General features: G+C 72.7%; 14 protein-coding genes. 9 read left to right on the forward strand and 5 right to left on the reverse strand.

The features are described 5' to 3' along the window. Positions 1-586: 586 nt before the first annotated feature. Entirely contained in the window at positions 587-2,803 is a 2,217-nt protein-coding gene (locus IEY73_RS18305; protein WP_189080455.1) for a heavy metal translocating P-type ATPase, read from the forward strand. Here the strand turns inward: IEY73_RS18305 and meaB are convergent. Together meaB and IEY73_RS18315 are read right to left on the reverse strand one after the other, a co-directional pair. After that, complete coding sequence (meaB, locus tag IEY73_RS18310) at positions 2,790-3,743, reverse strand: methylmalonyl Co-A mutase-associated GTPase MeaB (protein WP_189080456.1); 954 nt, start codon at positions 3,741-3,743, stop codon at positions 2,790-2,792. The genes IEY73_RS18305 and meaB overlap by 14 nt on opposite strands. Beyond that, positions 3,740-4,924: an acetyl-CoA C-acetyltransferase gene (locus IEY73_RS18315; protein ID WP_189080457.1), complete on the reverse strand. Its 1,185-nt coding sequence runs from the start codon at positions 4,922-4,924 to the stop codon at positions 3,740-3,742. Before IEY73_RS18315 ends, meaB begins: the two co-directional genes overlap by 4 nt. A gap of 71 nt (positions 4,925-4,995) precedes the next feature. On the opposite strand from IEY73_RS18315, the gene mce reads away from it, so the two are divergent. The 4 genes from mce (at position 4,996) to IEY73_RS18335 (ending at position 10,350) form a co-directional block, all read left to right on the forward strand. Then, positions 4,996-5,421 (forward strand): methylmalonyl-CoA epimerase, encoded by a 426-nt coding sequence (gene mce, locus IEY73_RS18320; protein ID WP_189080458.1) that lies wholly within the window; start codon positions 4,996-4,998, stop codon positions 5,419-5,421. Positions 5,422-5,697: 276 nt separating this feature from the next. Beyond that, positions 5,698-7,170, forward strand: a complete 1,473-nt coding sequence (locus IEY73_RS18325) for a DivIVA domain-containing protein (RefSeq protein WP_189080459.1) — start codon at positions 5,698-5,700, stop codon at positions 7,168-7,170. Between the two features lie 271 nt (positions 7,171-7,441). Next, a complete protein-coding gene (locus IEY73_RS18330) occupies positions 7,442-8,920 on the forward strand; it encodes a coiled-coil domain-containing protein (RefSeq protein ID WP_229715948.1) in 1,479 nt (492 codons plus the stop codon). A 143-nt stretch (positions 8,921-9,063) separates the two neighbouring features. Then, on the forward strand, positions 9,064-10,350 hold the full coding sequence (locus tag IEY73_RS18335) for an AI-2E family transporter (protein ID WP_229715936.1): 1,287 nt from the start codon (positions 9,064-9,066) through the stop codon (positions 10,348-10,350). Positions 10,351-10,376: 26 nt separating this feature from the next. Here the strand turns inward: IEY73_RS18335 and IEY73_RS18340 are convergent, their stop codons facing one another. Beyond that, positions 10,377-11,183, reverse strand: coding sequence for an alpha/beta hydrolase (locus IEY73_RS18340; RefSeq protein ID WP_189080461.1), 807 nt, complete (start codon positions 11,181-11,183; stop codon positions 10,377-10,379). An 11-nt stretch (positions 11,184-11,194) separates the two neighbouring features. Then, the gene (locus IEY73_RS18345) at positions 11,195-11,542 is read right to left on the reverse strand and encodes an Rv1322 family protein (protein ID WP_229715937.1); all 348 of its coding nucleotides are present in this window, start codon (positions 11,540-11,542) and stop codon (positions 11,195-11,197) included. Positions 11,543-11,579: 37 nt separating this feature from the next. On the opposite strand from IEY73_RS18345, the gene IEY73_RS18350 reads away from it, so the two are divergent. Genes IEY73_RS18350 through IEY73_RS18360 form a run of 3 tightly spaced genes read left to right on the forward strand, consistent with a single transcriptional unit; the run spans position 11,580 to position 15,311 of the window. Beyond that, positions 11,580-13,076, forward strand: coding sequence for an aldehyde dehydrogenase family protein (locus IEY73_RS18350; RefSeq protein WP_189080462.1), 1,497 nt, complete (start codon positions 11,580-11,582; stop codon positions 13,074-13,076). 58 nt (positions 13,077-13,134) lie between these two features. Continuing rightward, positions 13,135-13,779 carry an ABC transporter ATP-binding protein gene (locus IEY73_RS18355; protein WP_189080463.1) on the forward strand — a complete coding sequence of 215 codons (645 nt, stop codon included), beginning with the start codon at positions 13,135-13,137 and terminating at the stop codon, positions 13,777-13,779. Continuing rightward, a complete protein-coding gene (locus IEY73_RS18360; RefSeq protein WP_189080464.1) occupies positions 13,776-15,311 on the forward strand; it encodes a DUF6297 family protein in 1,536 nt (511 codons plus the stop codon). The genes IEY73_RS18355 and IEY73_RS18360 overlap by 4 nt, the downstream gene beginning before the upstream one ends. Positions 15,312-15,348: 37 nt before the next feature. On the opposite strand, the gene nucS is transcribed toward IEY73_RS18360, so the two are convergent. Beyond that, entirely contained in the window at positions 15,349-16,008 is a 660-nt protein-coding gene (gene nucS / locus IEY73_RS18365; RefSeq protein ID WP_189080465.1) for an endonuclease NucS, read from the reverse strand. Between the two features lie 54 nt (positions 16,009-16,062). Between nucS and IEY73_RS18370 the strand changes: the two genes are divergently transcribed. Then, positions 16,063-16,686 (forward strand): DUF4126 domain-containing protein, encoded by a 624-nt coding sequence (locus IEY73_RS18370; RefSeq protein ID WP_189080466.1) that lies wholly within the window; start codon positions 16,063-16,065, stop codon positions 16,684-16,686. Positions 16,687-16,692: the final 6 nt, after the last annotated feature.

Consider the following 16,692-nt stretch of genomic DNA (forward strand, 5'->3'; position numbering starts at 1 on the left):
GCGTCCCGGCGTCCCGGCGTCCCGGCGTCCCGGCGTCCCGGCGTCCCGGCGTCCCGGCGTCCCGGCGTCCCGGCGTCCCGGCGTCGATCTTGGACTTTGTGTGCCCAGTTAAGGCCGGTATGGCGCGTTATGCCGGAACGTAAACCTCAAGATCGGCGGGCTGGGTTGCCATGGCATCCGATCCGTGATGGGCGGGACACCGGCTGTGTCCCTCGGCTGCCTCGGCCGTGGGGCACGGCTGTCATCCGACGGTCATGGCGTCCGCCGACTACGGCTGAGCAGTGGATGAGGTGCGCGAGCTACGGCCGGCCAGCCGGGTGACACCGCAAGACGGATGCACTCACGGCGATCTTGAACATTGTGTGCCCGGAAACGCCATCCATGGGTGCTATGTCAGCCCATCAACCTCAAGATCGGCGCGGCCCGGCGCGGCCCGGCGCGGCCCGGCACGACCCGGCACGACCCGGCGCGGCGCGGCCCGGCACGACCCGGGACGGCACGGGACTCTGGGGCCGGCGGGCGTGGGCTGTGTGGCTGGCGCGCGGATCACATGGCCAGTTACCCCCTGGGGGTATAAGTTGGGTGCATGGAACGGCAGATCGAACTCGACGTCGGCGGGATGACCTGCGCCGCTTGCGCTAACCGGATCGAGAAGAAGCTGAACCGGATGGACGGGGTGTCCGCGACTGTCAACTTCGCCACCGAGAAGGCGCGCGCGTCGGTGGCCGGCTCGGTCAGCGCCGGCGATCTCATTGCCGTCGTGGAGAAGACCGGGTACACCGCGTCCGAGCGGACCGCCTCCGACGTCGGCGGGCCCGCGACCGGTGCGGCGGATTCGCTGCGCAACCGGCTCGTGGTGTCCGCCGTCCTCAGCGTCCCGGTGATTCTGTTTGCCATGGTTCCGGCGTTCCAGTTTGACTACTGGCAGTGGGTGTCGCTCGCGCTCGCCACCCCGGTGGTGGTCTACGGCGGTTGGCCGTTCCACCGGTCCGCGCTGGTGAATCTGCGCCACGGCGCCAGCACAACGATGGACACCCTGGTGTCTCTCGGCACGCTGGCCGCGTTCGGCTGGTCGCTGTGGGCGTTGTTCCTCGGCGACGCCGGCATGCCCGGCATGCGGCACCCGTTCTCGTTCACCGCCGCCGGGGGCGATGCTATCTATCTTGAGGCCGCCGCGGGCGTCACCACGTTTCTGCTGGCCGGCCGCCTGCTGGAGGCCCGCGCCAAGCACCGGGCCGGCAACGCCCTGCGAGCCCTGCTGGAACTCGGCGTCAAGGACGTGACGGTGCTGCGGGACGGCCACGAGGTGGTGCTGCCCGCCGACCAACTCGCGGTCGGTGACCAGTTCGTCGTACGTCCCGGCGAGAAGGTGGCCACCGACGGTGAGGTGGTCGACGGCACGTCCGCGCTCGATCTGAGCCTGCTGACCGGGGAGTCGGTGCCGGTCGAGGTGGGTCCCGGCGATCCGGTCACCGGCGCCACGGTGAACGCCGGCGGGCGCCTGGTCGTGCGCGCCTCGCGGGTCGGCGCCGACACCCAACTGGCGCAGATGGCGAAGCTGGTGGAGCAGGCGCAGAGCGGCAAGGCCGCGGTGCAGCGCCTGGCCGACCGCATCGCCGGCGTGTTCGTACCGGTGGTGATCGGCCTGGCGCTCGCGACGCTCGCGGTCTGGCTGGTGACCGGCACGGCGACCGAGGCGTTCACCGCCGCGGTGGCGGTGCTGATCATCGCCTGCCCGTGCGCGCTGGGCCTGGCTACGCCCACCGCCCTGCTGGTGGGCACCGGACGCGGCGCGCAACTCGGCGTTCTGATCCGCGGCGTGGAGGCGCTGGAGTCGGCCCGGCGCGTGGACACCGTCGTGCTGGACAAGACCGGCACGGTGACCACCGGCCGGATGTCGGTCGTGGACGTGGTGCCCGCTCCCGGCCGCCCCGCGTCCGAGGTGCTCCGGATGGCCGGCGCGGTGGAGGCCGCGTCGGAGCATCCGCTGGGCCGGGCGATCGCGCGGGCCGCCGCCGACGACGGGCCGCTGCCCGGGGTGCGCGACTTCCGGGCGACGGCCGGCGTCGGCGTCCGCGGCCGGGTGGACGGCGTGCTGGTCGAGGTGGGACGCGCCGCAGCGCCAGAGGCCGGCGAAGCGCGTGCCGGGACCGGGTCGGCGACCTGGGTGGAGGTGCGAGCCGACGGGGACCCGCTGGGCCGGATCGCGCTGGCCGACCGGGTCCGCCCGGACAGCGCCGCGGCGATCGCCGCCCTACGCCGGCTCGGCCTGACGCCCGTACTGGTCACCGGGGACGCGCCCGCGGTGGCCGCAGCGGTCGCGGCGCAGGTCGGCGTCGACGATGTGGTAGCCGGCGTGTTGCCGGCCGGCAAGCTGGACGCGATCAAGCGCCTGCAGGGCCAGGGCCGCGTGGTGGCCATGGTCGGCGACGGCGTCAACGACGCCGCGGCTCTCGCGCAGGCGGATCTGGGTCTGGCCATGGGTGCCGGTACGGATGTGGCCATCGAGGCGTCGGATCTGACCCTGGTCCGCGGGGACCTGACCGGTGCGGTGGACGCGGTCCGCCTGTCCCGGCGCACGCTGGGCATCATCCACGGCAACCTGTTCTGGGCGTTCGCCTACAACGTGGCGGCGCTGCCGCTGGCCGCGGCGGGCCTGCTGAACCCGATGATCGCCGGTGCCGCGATGGCGTTCAGCTCGGTCTTCGTGGTGCTGAACAGCCTGCGGCTGCGGGGGTTCCGCCCGGCGCCGGTCGGGGTCCCGGCCGGATCGGCGGAGGACGCCACGGTCAGAGACCTTTGAGGAGTTCGTCGGCCGCCGCGTACGGGTCGAGTGTGCCGTCGGCCACCCGGGCGGCCAGCGCGTCCAGCGCGGTGCCGTCGCGCAGGTCGCCGATGCGGGCGCGCAACGCGCCCACCGCGATGGCCTCCACTTCCACCGCGGCGCGGTGCTCCTGCCGGCGCCGCAGCGCGCCGGACGACTCCAGCCATCCGCGGTGCTTGGTGATCGCGCCGGCCACGTCGTCGATGCCTTCCCCGCGCACCGCCACCGCCCGCACCACCTGGGGGCGCCAGTCGCCCGGCGCGCGGTCGCCGAGCGCGAGCATGCCCTGGATGTCGCGATAGGTGGCGTCGGCGCCGGGACGGTCGGCCTTGTTCACCACGAAGATGTCGGCGATCTCCAGGATGCCCGCCTTGACCGCCTGGATGGCGTCGCCCATGCCCGGGGCCAGCAGCACCAGGGTGGTGTCCGCGATCGAGGCGATCTCCACCTCGGCCTGACCCACGCCGACCGTCTCGACCAGGACCACGTCGCAGCCGGCGCCCTCCAGCACGCGCACCGCCTGCGGGGTCGCCGCGGCCAGGCCGCCGAGCTGACCGCGGCTGGACATGGACCGGATGAACACGCCGGGGTCGGTCGCGTGGTCCTGCATGCGCACCCGGTCTCCGAGGATGGCACCGCCGGTGAACGGGCTGGACGGGTCCACGGCGAGCACGCCGACCCGGTGGTCCTGGGCGCGCAGGGCGCGCACCAGGGCGCTGGTGGTGGTCGACTTGCCCACCCCCGGGGAACCGGTCAACCCGACGACTTGCGCCCGTCCGGCGTACGGCGCCAACGCCGCCGCCACCTGCGGCAGTTCCGGTGCGCCGTCCTCGACCAGGCTGATCAGCCGCGCCACCGATCGCGGGTCACCGGCCCGGGCGCCGGTGACCAGCGCCGGGACGTCACGGCCGCGAGTCACCTGGACGGCACCTCGATGATCAGCGCGTCGCCCTGCCCGCCGCCGCCGCACAGCCCGGCCGCGCCCACGCCGCCGCCACGGCGTCGCAGTTCCAGCGCCAGGGTGAGCACCAGACGCGCACCCGACATGCCGATCGGATGCCCGAGCGCGATCGCGCCGCCGTTCACGTTGACGATGTCCTCGCTCACCTTGAGCTCGCGCATGGAGTGGATCACCACTTGGGCGAACGCCTCGTTGATCTCGATCAGGTCCAGGTCGGCAACGCTGCGGCGGGCCTTGTCGAGGGCATGCGCGATGGCGTTCGCGGGCTGCGCCTGCAACGAGTTGTCCGGACCCGCGACGTTGCCGTGCGCGACGATCTCGGCCAGCCAGGTGAGCCCGAGTTCGCGCGCCTTGTCCTTGCTCATCACGACGACCGCGGCGGCTCCGTCGGAGATCGGCGACGCGCTGCCGGCCGTGATGGTGCCGTCGCCGGTGAACGCCGGACGCAGCCGGCTCAACGATTCCGGGGTGGCGTCCGGCCGTACGCCCTCGTCGGCGTCCACCACGTCGTCGGCGCCGCGCGTCCCGGCGGGGATCGGGGTGATCTCCTCCGCGAAGTGACCGTTGCGCTGGGCGGCGGCCGCGCGCTGATGGCTGAGCGCCGCGAAGGCGTCCTGCTCGGCGCGGCTGATGCCGAGGTCCCGGCCGTGCTTCTCGGTCGACTCCCCCATCGACACGCCGTCCCACGGGTCGGTGAGCCCGTCGTACGCGGCGTGGTCGCGTGCCACGACGTCGCCGAACTTCGTCCCCTGCCGCTGGCCCGTCAGCAGGTGCGGGGCGTTCGTCATGGACTCCATGCCGCCGGCCACCACGACGTCGAACTCGCCGGCCCGGATGAGCTGGTCCGCCAGCGCGATCGCGTCCAGGCCGGAGAGGCACACCTTGTTGACCGTGACGGCGGGCGTGGTCATCGGAATGCCCGCGGCGACCGCCGCCTGGCGGGCGGTGATCTGCCCGGCGCCGGCCTGCAGCACGTGCCCCATGATCACGTAGTCCACCTGGTCGGGCCGCACCCCGCCACGCTCCAGCGCGGCGCCGATGGCGTGGCCGCCGAGCGCCGTGGCCGGCAGGTGCTGGAGGTTTCCGAGCAGCCGTCCCATCGGGGTGCGGGCGCCGCTGACGATCACCGAGGTGGTCACGATCTCATCTCCCAACGCACCGGGGGTCTCCCGGGTGCACGAAGAAGCAGCGTTCTTGGAACACTGAAGGCATGGACCTTCCAGTGGAATTCTTGCGCATCGACCACGTCGGTGTCGCGGTGGGCGACATGGACGACGCCCTGGCGTTCTACACCCGCACCCTCGGCATGCGGTGCGTGCATGAGGAGCGCAACGAGGAGCAGGGGGTGCGGGAGGCGATGCTGGCCGTCGGCACCGGCGACGGCGCCCAGCTTCAGCTAATCGCCCCGCTCGACGACAGTTCGCCGGTCGCCAAGTTTCTCCAGCGGCGCGGCCCGGGGCTGCAACAGTTGGCGTACACGGTGGCCGACGTGGAGGCGGCCTCGGCCGCGTTGCGCGCCCGAGGGCTGCGCCTGCTGTACGAATCGGCGCGCCGGGGCACCGCCGGCTCACTGATCAACTTCGTGCACCCCAAGGACGCCGGCGGCGTCCTGGTGGAATTGGTGCAACCTGCCTAATTAGTACGCCTTACGGGTGAAAGATCCTGACTGTACCCGTCGCGCCTGGCAGGATGGGGCATAGAGCAGCGCCGACAGGCGGCCGGTGACGCGTCCCCCGTGGCCCGGCCCGGTGCCCCAGGTGGGCCCGCTTCACCGTGCTCGCAAACCCGACCGTCAGTGACCCGGCCGAACGGCGGACGTCACCCTCCCCGGCCAGCTCAAAGCTGATCTACGTGGCTGTTCTGGCCCGCATCCGCTCTTGCGTGCGCACCCGAGGTTCGCCAGGATGGCCCAATGCCCCAGCAGCAGGATCAGAACCTTGCGTTCTTCGAGACCGCGAACTCTCAGCACGATTTCACCGTTGTCCTGCGTGGATACGACCGCGGACAGGTGGACGCGCACCTCGGTCGGCTCGTCGCCGCGCTGAACCAGTCGGAGCAGGCACGCGGCGAGGCCGAGCAGCGGATGAACGACGCGCAGCGCCGGCTGCGCCAGGCCGAGCAGCGGCTGAACGCGCTTGAGCAGAAGCTGGCCGACTCCAACAAGCTGCTGGAGGAGAACAACAGACCGACGCTCTCCGGGCTGGGCACCCGGGTCGAGCAGATCCTGCGGCTGGCTGAAGAACAGGCCAACGATCATCGCAGCGAGGCGAAGCGGGAGTCCGAGGGCATTCTCTCCGCGGCTCGCCTTGAGGCTCGGGAGATCACCGACAAGGCCCGCGCCGAGGCCGCCGCGATGAAGGCCTCCGCGGAGCGCGAGTCCGGCCAGTTGCGCACGCATGCCGAGCGCGAGGCCGCGGAGACCCGGGTCCAGGCCCGCCGCGAGGCGGATACCCTGCGCTCGGATGCCGACCGCGAGACCAAGCAGTTGCGCACCGTTACCGCGCATGAGGTCGCCGAGCTCAAGTCCACCGTTGAGCGCGAGGTCTCGTCGCTGCGCGCCACCGCCGAGCGCGAGATCACCCAGTTGCGGGCGAAGTCCGGGCGTGAGGCCGAGGAGAAGCGCGCCGAGGCGACCAAGCTGCTCAGCGACGCCCGCGACAAGCGGGACAAGGACTTGCAGGCGCTGGCACTGGAGGTCGCCGAGCGCCGGGAGAAGGCCGAGCGTGAGGAGGCCGAGCGGCACACCGCGCAGCTCAGCGCCACGCAGAAGATGGTGTCCGAGGCGGAGGAACGCGCTCGCGCCGCGGAGGACCGCGCCAAGGAGATCGAGCAGCGCGCCGACAGCCGGCGGGTGGAGTCCGAGCGCACCGCCAACGAAACGGTGGAGCGGGCCCGCGCGGCGGCGGACAAGGCCGTCGGCGACGCACGCACCGAGGCCACCCGGCTGCTCAACGAGGCGCGCACCGAGGCCGAGCTCACCACGGCGGCGGCCAAGCGCGAGGTCGAGGACCTGACGCGGCAGAAGGACGCGGTCACCAACCAGCTCGGCCAGATGCTGTCCGGCCTCTCCGGCCTGGTGCCGTCGGTCGGCGCCGCCGCCAAGGCCGCCGTGGACAACGCCAAGGCCGCAGCGGCCCAGGGTTCTGGCGGCCAGGGCTCCGGCGGCCAGGGGCCGGGCGCCTCCGGTGGCCAGGGTTCCGCGGCCCAGCAGGGCGCGGAGGGCGAAGAGTCTTCCGCGCAGTCCGCCGCCGAGCCGACCTCCTCTGCTTCAGCGGCCCAGTCCGCGGCACCGGCTCAGTCCGCGACACCGGCCCAGCAGAAGGCTCCGACGGCCGAGACGGCGGACGGTGCGGACAAGCCGGTCGCCGCGAAGACCAACTCCTGAGTCCTTCGCCACCCGGCCCAGCGGTTGCGCGCCTCTCCGCAGTGCGCAACGGTAAGAAGGGGCATCTCGCACCGATGCCCGACGGTGGACCGTCCGGTGGCCGGATGCATAACAGTGGGCCGCACCGGAGGATCCTCCGGTGCGGCCCACTCGTTTGCGAGACGTAACCTAGGGATCGGCATCAGCCGGGCTCGGGACAAATCACTACCAGACGCGCATCCCTGCCAGACCGGTGTGTATCGACATGTCGCGGGACGATGCGTATGTGAGGATGGAGAACATGTCGCACGGCGGTGAAATCTTCGGTCTCGGCGGAGATGCGTCCTCCGAGCCCAGCTTCGAGACCGCCTTGCGGGGGTACGACAAGAAGCAGGTCGAGCGATACGTCGCCCGCGCCGAGAACGAGATCGCCACGCTGGCCACCGAGCGCGAGCAGGCATACACGCAGATTCAGACGATGGCGGGTCAGATCGACCGGCTCCAGCAGGAGGCCGTCCAGGCCCGTCGGCAGAACGGCATCAGCGGCGAGGTCTCGTTCCGCCACCTCGGACCCCGCGTGGAGCAGATCCTCGCTCTCGCCGAGGAACAGGCCGAGGCGATCAAGACGTCCGCCACCGACGACATCGCGGCCCGCTTGGCCGAGGCCGAACGCATCCGGGCCGAAGCCGAGGCGCACGCCCACGACGCCTTCCGCGACTTCGAGATCGCGCTGGCGGCCCGCCGGGCCGAGGAGGAGAAGGCCGACAAGCAGCGCCGCGCCGCCGCCGAGAAAGCGGTGCAGGCCAGCCGCCAGTCGGCCGAGCAGATGCGCACCGAGGCGGAGAACGCACTCTCCGGTGCCCGCGCGGAGGCGCAGCAACTGACCGAGAAGTCCGCCGAGGAGGCCGCGAAGGTGCGCGCCGAGGCGGACGACTACGCGAAGGCCGCCCGGTCACGCGCCGACCAGGAGATCACGACGCTGCGCACCACCGCCCAGCAGGAGGTCGAGCAGCAGCGCACGGCGGCCAAGCGCGAGCGTGACGAGCAGTCCGCGACGATCGAGCACGAGTTGGCCCAGCGCCGGCAGGCCGTGGTCGCCGAGCTCGGCCAGTTGCGCACCGACGTCGAGAAGCAGTGCGCCGACCTGCGCAGCGAGGCGGACAAGTACGCCGAGGATGTGCTTCGCCGCTCCGACGAGCAGGCCGGGTCGGTCCGCAAGGAGATCGCCGCGCAGCAGGAGAAGATCGCCGAGGCGGACCGCCGGTTCGCCACGGCCGAGGCCAAGGTGACCGAGGCCGAGCGGAAGCTGGCGGAGGCCACCGAGCGCGCCCAGGCCGCCGAGCGTGAGAGCGAGCGGGTGCAGCAGCGCCTGACCGAGACGCAGAAGGCGCTGGAGGCCGAACTCAAGCGGGTTGCCGAGGCGAAGCGGGCCGGTGAGGCCGCCGAGCGGCATGCCGCGGACGTGCGCCGCCAGGTGCAGAAGGAAGCCAAGCGGGTGGCCGAGCTGGCCGCCGCCGCGGTGCTGGCCGCAGCCGCCGCGCCAGACGATGACACCAACGTGTCGGGCGGCGAGGAGAAGGCGGCGGCCAAGCAGCCGGCCACACCGGCAGCCCAGTCCACACCGGCAGCCCAGAGCACACCGGCAGCCGGCGACGGGCAGGCCGGCCCCGGCGGACAGGCGACCCCCGCCGCCCCGCCGGCCAAGGTGACCGCGTCCGCCAAGGTCACCGTGCCGTCGGCGGGCAACCGCGTCGGCGCGGACGCCGAGTAACACCGGCGCTTCGTCCGCGGGCGGCGCTGCCGCGTGCCGGGTGGCGTGGCCCGCGACCGTACCGATAGGTTTCCGGCCGGGAAGTTCGGGTGGTCGCAGCGGCCGTGATGACCGCTGCCCCGGCTCCTCAGGTGAGGTGACCCTTGGCGGCCCAGGAACACGACCCGGCCACCCGACCCGTCGACACCCGCGAACCCGCCGAGATCGAACAAACCCGCCCGGGGACCACGCAAACGCCCGACGCCGAGGACGACCGGCCGGAGCGCACCACCCGGGAGACGTCCCGCCCGGGTGGTGCCGACCCGCACGATGCCGACCCGGACGGTGCCGACCCGGGTGATGCCGAACCGGACGATGCCGACCCGGACGACCAGCACCGGGGCCGCTTCGGGGTGCCCGGCGCGCCACTCAACCGCCGCAACCCGTTCTTCATCGGCTTCGTCGGCGGGCTGGGCCTGCTCCTCGCGTACGGCACATTCCTCGGCCTGCGCAACGCCGCATCCATCCTGGTGCTCATCTTCGTGGCGTTGTTCCTGGCCATCGGGCTCAACCCGGCGGTGAACCGGCTGCGCCGCGCACACCTGCCGCGCGGGCTCGCGGTCGCGGTGGTCGCCCTGGTCATGGTCGGCCTGGTCGCCGGTGCGGTGATCGCGCTGATTCCGCCGCTTGTCACGCAGACCACCGAGCTGATCAACAATGTGCCGGGCTTCATCCGGAGCCTGCAGCGCAACGAGACGGTCAACGAGCTGGTGGAGCGCTACGACATCCTGAACAAGGTGCAGAGCGCGCTGGACGCCGGCACCGTCGGCAACGCCCTCGGCGGGGTGGTGGGCGGCGCCCGGCTGATCTTCGGGACCATCTTCAACGTCCTGACCGTGCTGGTGCTGACCATCTACTTCATGGCCGCGTTCGAGCGGCTCAAGGAGAGCGCCTACGCGTTGGTGCCCGCCTCACGGCGTACCCGGGTGCGGCTGCTCACCGACGAGATCCTCAGCAAGGTCGGCGGTTACATGGTCGGCGCGCTGGCCATCGCCGTGCTCGCCGGGCTGAGCACGTGGGTGTTCGCGATGATCGTCGGACTGGCCTATCCGTTCGCGCTGGCCGTGGTGGTCGCGGTCTGCGATCTGATCCCGCAGATCGGCGCGACCCTCGGCGCGGTCATCGTCAGCCTGGTCGGCGTCGCGTCGTCGCTCTACACCGGCATCGCCTGCGCGGTGTTCTTCATCGTCTACCAGCAGGTGGAGAACTACCTCATCTATCCCCGCGTGATGCGCCGCTCGGTGCAGGTCAGCGACGTCGCGGCGGTGGTGGCCGCACTGCTGGGCGTGGCGCTGTTCGGCGTGGTGGGCGCGCTGGTGGCGATCCCCATGGTGGCCGGCGTGCAGTTGCTGATCCGTGAGGTCGTCCGACCCAGCATGCAGCGCCGCTGACCCCGGCGCACCGGGCGTCGCCGGTGCTATCCGCGCCGCTGCTCCGGGCCGGCCACCGGCACGTCCTGGAAGGCGGCCACCGTGCGGTCCGCGTACGCGCCGGCGTCCCCGGCTTCCATCGGCCCGTCCCAGGTGCGCGGCAGCGGCACCGGAACCGCCGGAGCGACCCGCCGTACCACCTCGTCCAGCACGGTCTCCGCGTCACCCACCCACAGGTGCTTGGCACCCGGTACACCGACCACCTCCGCCTGCGGCACCACGGCGAACCGTTCGGTCGCCTCGGCCGGCCGCAGATAGTCGTCGAACTCCGGGACCAATGCGGTAAGCGGCTTACCCGACCCGGCCCACGCCTGCAGATGTTCGGGACCGGAGAAGCGCAGCGGCGGCGAGAGCAGAATGGCGCCGCGCACCTCCGGGTCCAGCCCATGCATCAACGCCAGGTCGGTGCCGAAGGACCAGCCGAGAAGCCACCGGTTCGGCAGGTCGGCGAACTCGGCGTACTCGATCGCCGCAGCCACGTCGTACCGCTCGTCCACCGCCGCGGAGAACGCGCCCTCGCTGGTGCCGCGGACGCTGGAAGTGCCGCGGGTGTTGAAGCGCAGCACCGCCACCCCGGCCAGCGCGGGCAGCCGCCACGCGGCCTTGCGGAAGAGGTGGCTGTCCATCATGCCGCCGTGCGTGGGCAGCGGGTGCAGGCAGATCAGGGTCGCGACCGGTTCGCCGCCCTCCGGCACCGCGAGCTCGCCGACGAGCCGCATCCCATCGGCGGTGTGCAGCTCGATATCCGTACGGCGGGCGGGCAGCACCGAGTTGGCGCGGATCTGCTGGCTCATGTCGACCATCCTTACCCGTATCGCGGGGCGTTGCGCGACCGTTCCACGGCTGGCCCGCGCCGGTCCCGGGCACGCCAGCATCCGGCGTGCCAATGCCGGCGGTCGGACTCGTCGCCGCGGCCGTCCGCCGGCCAGGCGACCACGTGTGGCACGCCGGGGCGGATCTCCTGAACACAGCCCGGGCACCGGTATGTCTTCGACGCCGCGCCGCCGGAGATCGACCGCACCTGCCACTCGCCGTCCTGCCACTGCTGGACGCCGCCGACGCCCCGGCGCACCCGCTCCTCAAGCAGCTCGGGCGGCGCCGCGTCGGGGCGCGGCGCCGCACCGCGACGTGTCCGATTTCGGCGAGGGCTCATAGGTTCCCAGAATACTTCTGAGAACTAAACTCACGTTATGGCGGTGACCCATCCTCCCGGTGTCCCGGTCGTCGACGACGGCGTCCTGATCTCCACCCATCCCGCGTCCGGCGCGGAGGTGGGCCGCGTGCCGGTGGCCGACGAGGCCGCCGTCGCCGCGACGCTCGCCCGTGCCCGCGCCGCGACGGCCTGGTGGGTGAGCCTCGGCTTCGACGGCCGCAAGGAGCGCCTGCTGCGCTGGCGCTCGATCGTGGCCAACCGGCTGGCCGAGCTCGCCGACCTGACCGGCCGCGAGACGGGCAAGCCGGAGGCGGACGCGATCGTCGAGACGAGCGCGGCTCTGGAGCACCTCGACTGGGCCGCGGGCAACGCCCGGCGGGTGCTCGGACCGCACCGCACCCGGACCCGGCTGCTGTTGGCCGAGCACTCCGGCCACGTGGAATACCAGCCGCTCGGCGTCGTCGGCGTGATCGGCCCGTGGAACTACCCGATCCTCACCCCGAGCGGACCGATCTCCGGCGCGCTGGCCGCCGGAAACGCGGTGATCCTGAAACCCAGCGAATACACCCCGATGGTGGGTCAATGGCTCGCCGACACGTTCGCCGAGGCGGTGCCCGAGCATCCGGTGCTGCAGACGGTGCACGGGCTCGGTGACGTCGGCGCGGCGCTGTGCCGCAGCGGCGTCGACAAGATCTCGTTCACCGGGTCCACCGCGACCGCCAAGAAGGTGATGGCCGCGTGCGCCGAGGGCCTGGTGCCGGTGGTCATCGAGGCGGGCGGCAAGGACGCGCTGATCGTGGACGCGGACGCCGACGTGCCGGCGGCGGCGGAGGCGGCCGTCTGGGGCGCGATGACCAACGCCGGGCAGACCTGCATCGGCATCGAGCGGGCGTACGCGGTGGCGCCCGTCTATGACGCCTTCGTGGACGCCGTGGTGGCCCGCGCGGGCCGGTTGCGGGTCGGCGAGGAGATCGGCCCGATCACCATGCCGGGCCAAATCGACGTGATCCGCCGGCACATCGAGGACGCGCTGCAACGCGGCGGCCGGGCCGTGCTGGGCGGGGCGGATGCGGTGCGCCCACCGTACGTGTCGCCGACGGTCCTGGTCGACGTGCCGGAGGACAGCGCGGCCATCCGCGAGGAGACCTTCGGGCCGACGCTGACCATCACCCGGGTGGCCGACGCCGAGGAGGCCCTCGCCAAGGTCAACGCCCTGCCGTACGGGCTGGGCGGCGCCGTCTTCGGCCGGGCCAACGCGGTGCGGATCGCGCGCCGGATGACATGCGGCATGGTGGCGGTGAACTCCACGCTCACCTTCGTCGGGATGAGCACCCTGCCGTTCGGCGGCGTGGCCGACTCCGGATTCGGGCGCATCCACGGCGACGACGGGCTGCGGGAGTTCTCCCGGGCGAAGGCGATCACCGTCCGCCGGGCCCGCAGCCTGCTGCCCGCGATGACCTTCGAACGCACGCCCGCGCAGGTGGCCCGGATCGCCCGGGTGCTGCGGATGCTCTTCGGTCGCGCCCCGCGCTGAGCAGGCCCCGGGCCGCGGGGCGCGGGCCCGGCGGCCCGGGCTGCTAGCGTCGTCAGCCGTGGCTGATCATCCGGCGGTGGAGGTCGACGACCTGACGGTCGGTTACGGATCCACGCCCGTCCTGACCGGTGTGTCGCTGCGCGTGGCGCGCGGCTCGGTCGTCTGCCTGACCGGCGAGAACGGCATCGGCAAGTCGACCCTGCTGCGGTGCGTCAGCGGTCTGCAGCGCGCCGATGCCGGGACGGTACGCGTGTTCGGCCGCTCCCCCGGTGGCACGCCGCAGTTCTGGCGTGCCGTGGTGAGCACAGTGGAACCGCCCTCGTGGTATCCGGGGCTGACCACCCGCGAGCACGGCGAGCTGGTGTGCCGAGCGCACGGCCTGGATCCGGACGACGCGGGCATCGACGAGGCGCTGGACCGGTTCGGCCTGGCCGGGCACGCCGACGCCATCCCGGCCTCGCTGTCGTCCGGGCAGAAGCAACGCCTCGTGTTGGCGCTGGCCCTGTTGCGTCCCAGCTCGCTGCTGGTGCTGGACGAGCCGGAGCAACGCCTCGACCCGGACGCGCGGGCCGCCGTCGCGGCGATGCTGCGTGACTATCGGGAGACCGGCGGCACGGTGCTGATGGCGGGCCACGACGACGGCTTCGCCCGCGCCGCAGGCGCCGAAATCGTCACCGTGGCCGCGCTGATCGGCACGCCGTGACCGCCGCGGCACCGACCACCACCGTCACGGCGGCCACGGTGCCGGTGGGCCCGGTCCGGCGCTGGATCCGCCGCCGCCGTTTCGCCTACATGGAGCGCGGCGAAATGCTCGGCTCGCTCTACTTCGCGGTGTTCTTCGTGGCGGTCGCCGCCGCGCTGCTGCACCGGCAATGGGCCGCGGTGTTCTGGCCCGCACGGCCGGACGCCTCGATGCTGTTCGACGCCGGGCTGGCCGCGGCGCTGCTCGGCGCCCTCTTTCTGGCGATGCGCCGCCTGGGGCCCCTGGCGCTGAGCCGCCCGGCCGTTTCGTGGCTGCTCACCGCCCCGGTGAGCCGGCGTCGCCTGCTGCTGCCGTCGCTGCTGGTGGCGGTGGTCGGCGGCATGCTCGCCGGGGCCGCGGCGGGTGTCGCGCTGGTCGGTCGGGCCGGTCCGCGCACCGCCGGGGTGGTGGCCGCGGCGGCGGGGGCGGGGGCTCTGTCGGGCGCGGCGGTGCTGCTGACCGCGCTGGCCGCGCAGGCGCGCAGCGGCGCGGCGACCGGCGACGACGTGGCCTACCTGATCCTCACCGCGGGCCTGGCGGCGCTGGTCGCCGACGCGGTGACCGACGCGGCCCCGCCGGTGCTCTGGCCGGCCGGGCGGGCCTTCCTGGTGGCGGGGGGCGCGCTTGCGGTGATCGTTGTCGCCGGGTTCACCGTGGCCGTCCGGCGGCTCGGCACGGTGTCCGACGAACGCATCGTGGAGTCCTCGCGCACCGCCGGCACGCTGGCCGACGCGGTGTTCGGTGTGGAGCCGTCGTTCGTCACCGAGATGCTCGCGAAGCGGTACTGGGCCGGTCGCCGGTTACGGTCGCGGCCGTTGCGCGGCCCGGGACGCCGCGGCTTGCCGGTGCTGGTCGTGCAGGACGTGCTGCTCGCCGCCCGGCGACCCCGGCGGCTGCTGGCGCTGGCCGGTTCGTCCGCCGCGCCGCTGCTGCTCACGCACGCGCCCGGGTGGTTGCTCGGCGTCGCGGTGCTGCTCGGCGCCATGGCGGCGGGCGGGGTCACCACCGGCACGGTGCGCACCGACACCGGCAATCCCTGGATGCTGCGGCTGCTCGGGCTCGACTCCCGGCAGGCGGTCACCCAGCGCCTGTACGTGCCCGGCGCGCTGGCCGCGCTGTGGAGCGCCGCCGCGCTGACCCTGCTCGACCTGACGCACGTGGTGCCCGGCGGTCCCTGGTGGGCGCTGGGCCTGACGCTCGGCCCGGTCGGCGCGGTGGCCGCGGTGCGCCGTGCCCGCGCCGGTTTCGTGGACAGCGGCCTGCTGCCGCTGGACACTCCGATGGGGTCGGTGTCCACCGGGCCGGTGCTCGCCGCGGTGATCGGCGTCGAGGTGCTGCTACTCGGCCTGCCGACGCTGGTGCACCTGGCCGGTGGCGACCCGCTGGATTGGACGACAGTCCTGGTGCAGGCGGTGGCCGGGGCGGGCGGCGCGTCCGCGTACCTGTCCCTCACCACCGCCGTCGACCGGGTGGAGCTGTCCGCGCGGCGCTGACCGCCGACGGCGTCGCAGGCCCCGGGTGGGCACGGCCTCAGAACAGGGTCAGCTCGTCGCGCTTCATGCCGCGCAGCAGGTCGTAGTCGACCACCACACACCGGATGCCACGGTCGGTGGCCAGCACTCGGGCCTGCGGTTTGATCTCCTGTGCGGCGAAGATGCCCCGCACCGGCGCCAGCAGCGGGTCCCGGTTCATCAGCTCCAGATATCGGGTGAGCTGTTCCACGCCGTCGATCTCGCCGCGCCTCTTGATCTCCACCGCCACCGCGGCGCCCGATGCGTCCCGGCACAGCAGGTCCACCGGCCCGATCGCGGTCATGAACTCGCGGCGCACCAGCGTCCAGTCCTCGCCGAAGGTCTCCGGATGCGCCGCCAGCAACTCCTGCAGGTGCGCCTCCACGCCGTCCTTCACCAGTCCCGGGTCCACCCCCAGGTCGTACGACGTGTCCTGGAAGATCTCCTCCAGGGTGATGCGCAGTTCCTCGCCCGCCTTGTTGACCACCTTCCAGACGCCCGGCGCCTCCTGCAGCTTGCAGGGCGGGCTCATCCAGTTCAGCGGCTTGTAGGCACGGTCGTCGGCGTGGATCGAGACCGATCCGTCCGCCTTGACCATCAGCAACCGCACCGCCGGAGGCAGATGGGCGGAGAGCCGGCCGACATAGTCCACGGAGCACTTCGCGATGACCAGACGCACCGCACGACAGTAGCGGAACGGGCGAGACGTGCGCGCCGGTGCCATGCTGAGAACGTGCTCGAAGCGTTGACCGGAACCGGCCTGGCGGCATCCGCCGGGCTGAATGCCTACATTCCGTTGCTGACCATGGGCCTGCTGGCGCGTTACTCCGATCTCATCGATCTGCCCAGCGGGTGGGCCTGGCTGTCCAACGGATGGGTGCTCGTCATCCTCGCGTTGCTGCTGGCCGTGGAGATGGTGGCGGACAAAGTCCCGGTGGTGGACCACGTCAACGACGTGGTGCAGACCGTGGTCCGGCCCACCGCCGGCGGACTGGCGTTCGGGGCCGGTTCCGCGTCGCAGACGGTGACGGTCTCCGACCCCGGATCGTTCTTCGGCTCGCATCAATGGGTGCCGGTCGCCGCCGGTGTGCTCATCGCGCTGTGCGTGCACGGGGTCAAGGCGGTGTCCCGACCGGTGGTGAACACCGCTACCGCGGGCCTCGGCGCGCCGGTGGCCAGCACCGCGGAGGACTTCTCCAGTGTGGTCCTGTCGATCCTGGCGATCCTGCTTCCCGCATTGGTGCTGATCGCGCTGGCCGGCCTGGTCCTGGCCGCGATGTGGGCGGTGCGCCGGCGACGCCGCAGGCGTGCCGCCCGCCCGATGGAGGATGTCCGGACCGCCGCCCCGTTTGGTTGACTTCTC

Source organism: Mangrovihabitans endophyticus (assembly GCF_014646155.1).
GTDB lineage: Bacteria > Actinomycetota > Actinomycetes > Mycobacteriales > Micromonosporaceae > Actinoplanes > Actinoplanes endophyticus.

Coding starts and splice junctions, on each gene's coding strand:
- IEY73_RS18305 (WP_189080455.1), top strand. CDS start 587: ATGGAACGGCAGATCGAACTCGACGTCGGCGGGATGACCTGCGCCGCT.
- IEY73_RS18340 (WP_189080461.1), bottom strand. CDS start 11,183: ATGAGCCAGCAGATCCGCGCCAACTCGGTGCTGCCCGCCCGCCGTACG.
- IEY73_RS18350 (WP_189080462.1), top strand. CDS start 11,580: ATGGCGGTGACCCATCCTCCCGGTGTCCCGGTCGTCGACGACGGCGTC.
- IEY73_RS18330 (WP_229715948.1), top strand. CDS start 7,442: ATGGAGAACATGTCGCACGGCGGTGAAATCTTCGGTCTCGGCGGAGAT.
- IEY73_RS18345 (WP_229715937.1), bottom strand. CDS start 11,542: ATGAGCCCTCGCCGAAATCGGACACGTCGCGGTGCGGCGCCGCGCCCC.
- IEY73_RS18325 (WP_189080459.1), top strand. CDS start 5,698: ATGCCCCAGCAGCAGGATCAGAACCTTGCGTTCTTCGAGACCGCGAAC.
- mce (WP_189080458.1), top strand. CDS start 4,996: ATGGACCTTCCAGTGGAATTCTTGCGCATCGACCACGTCGGTGTCGCG.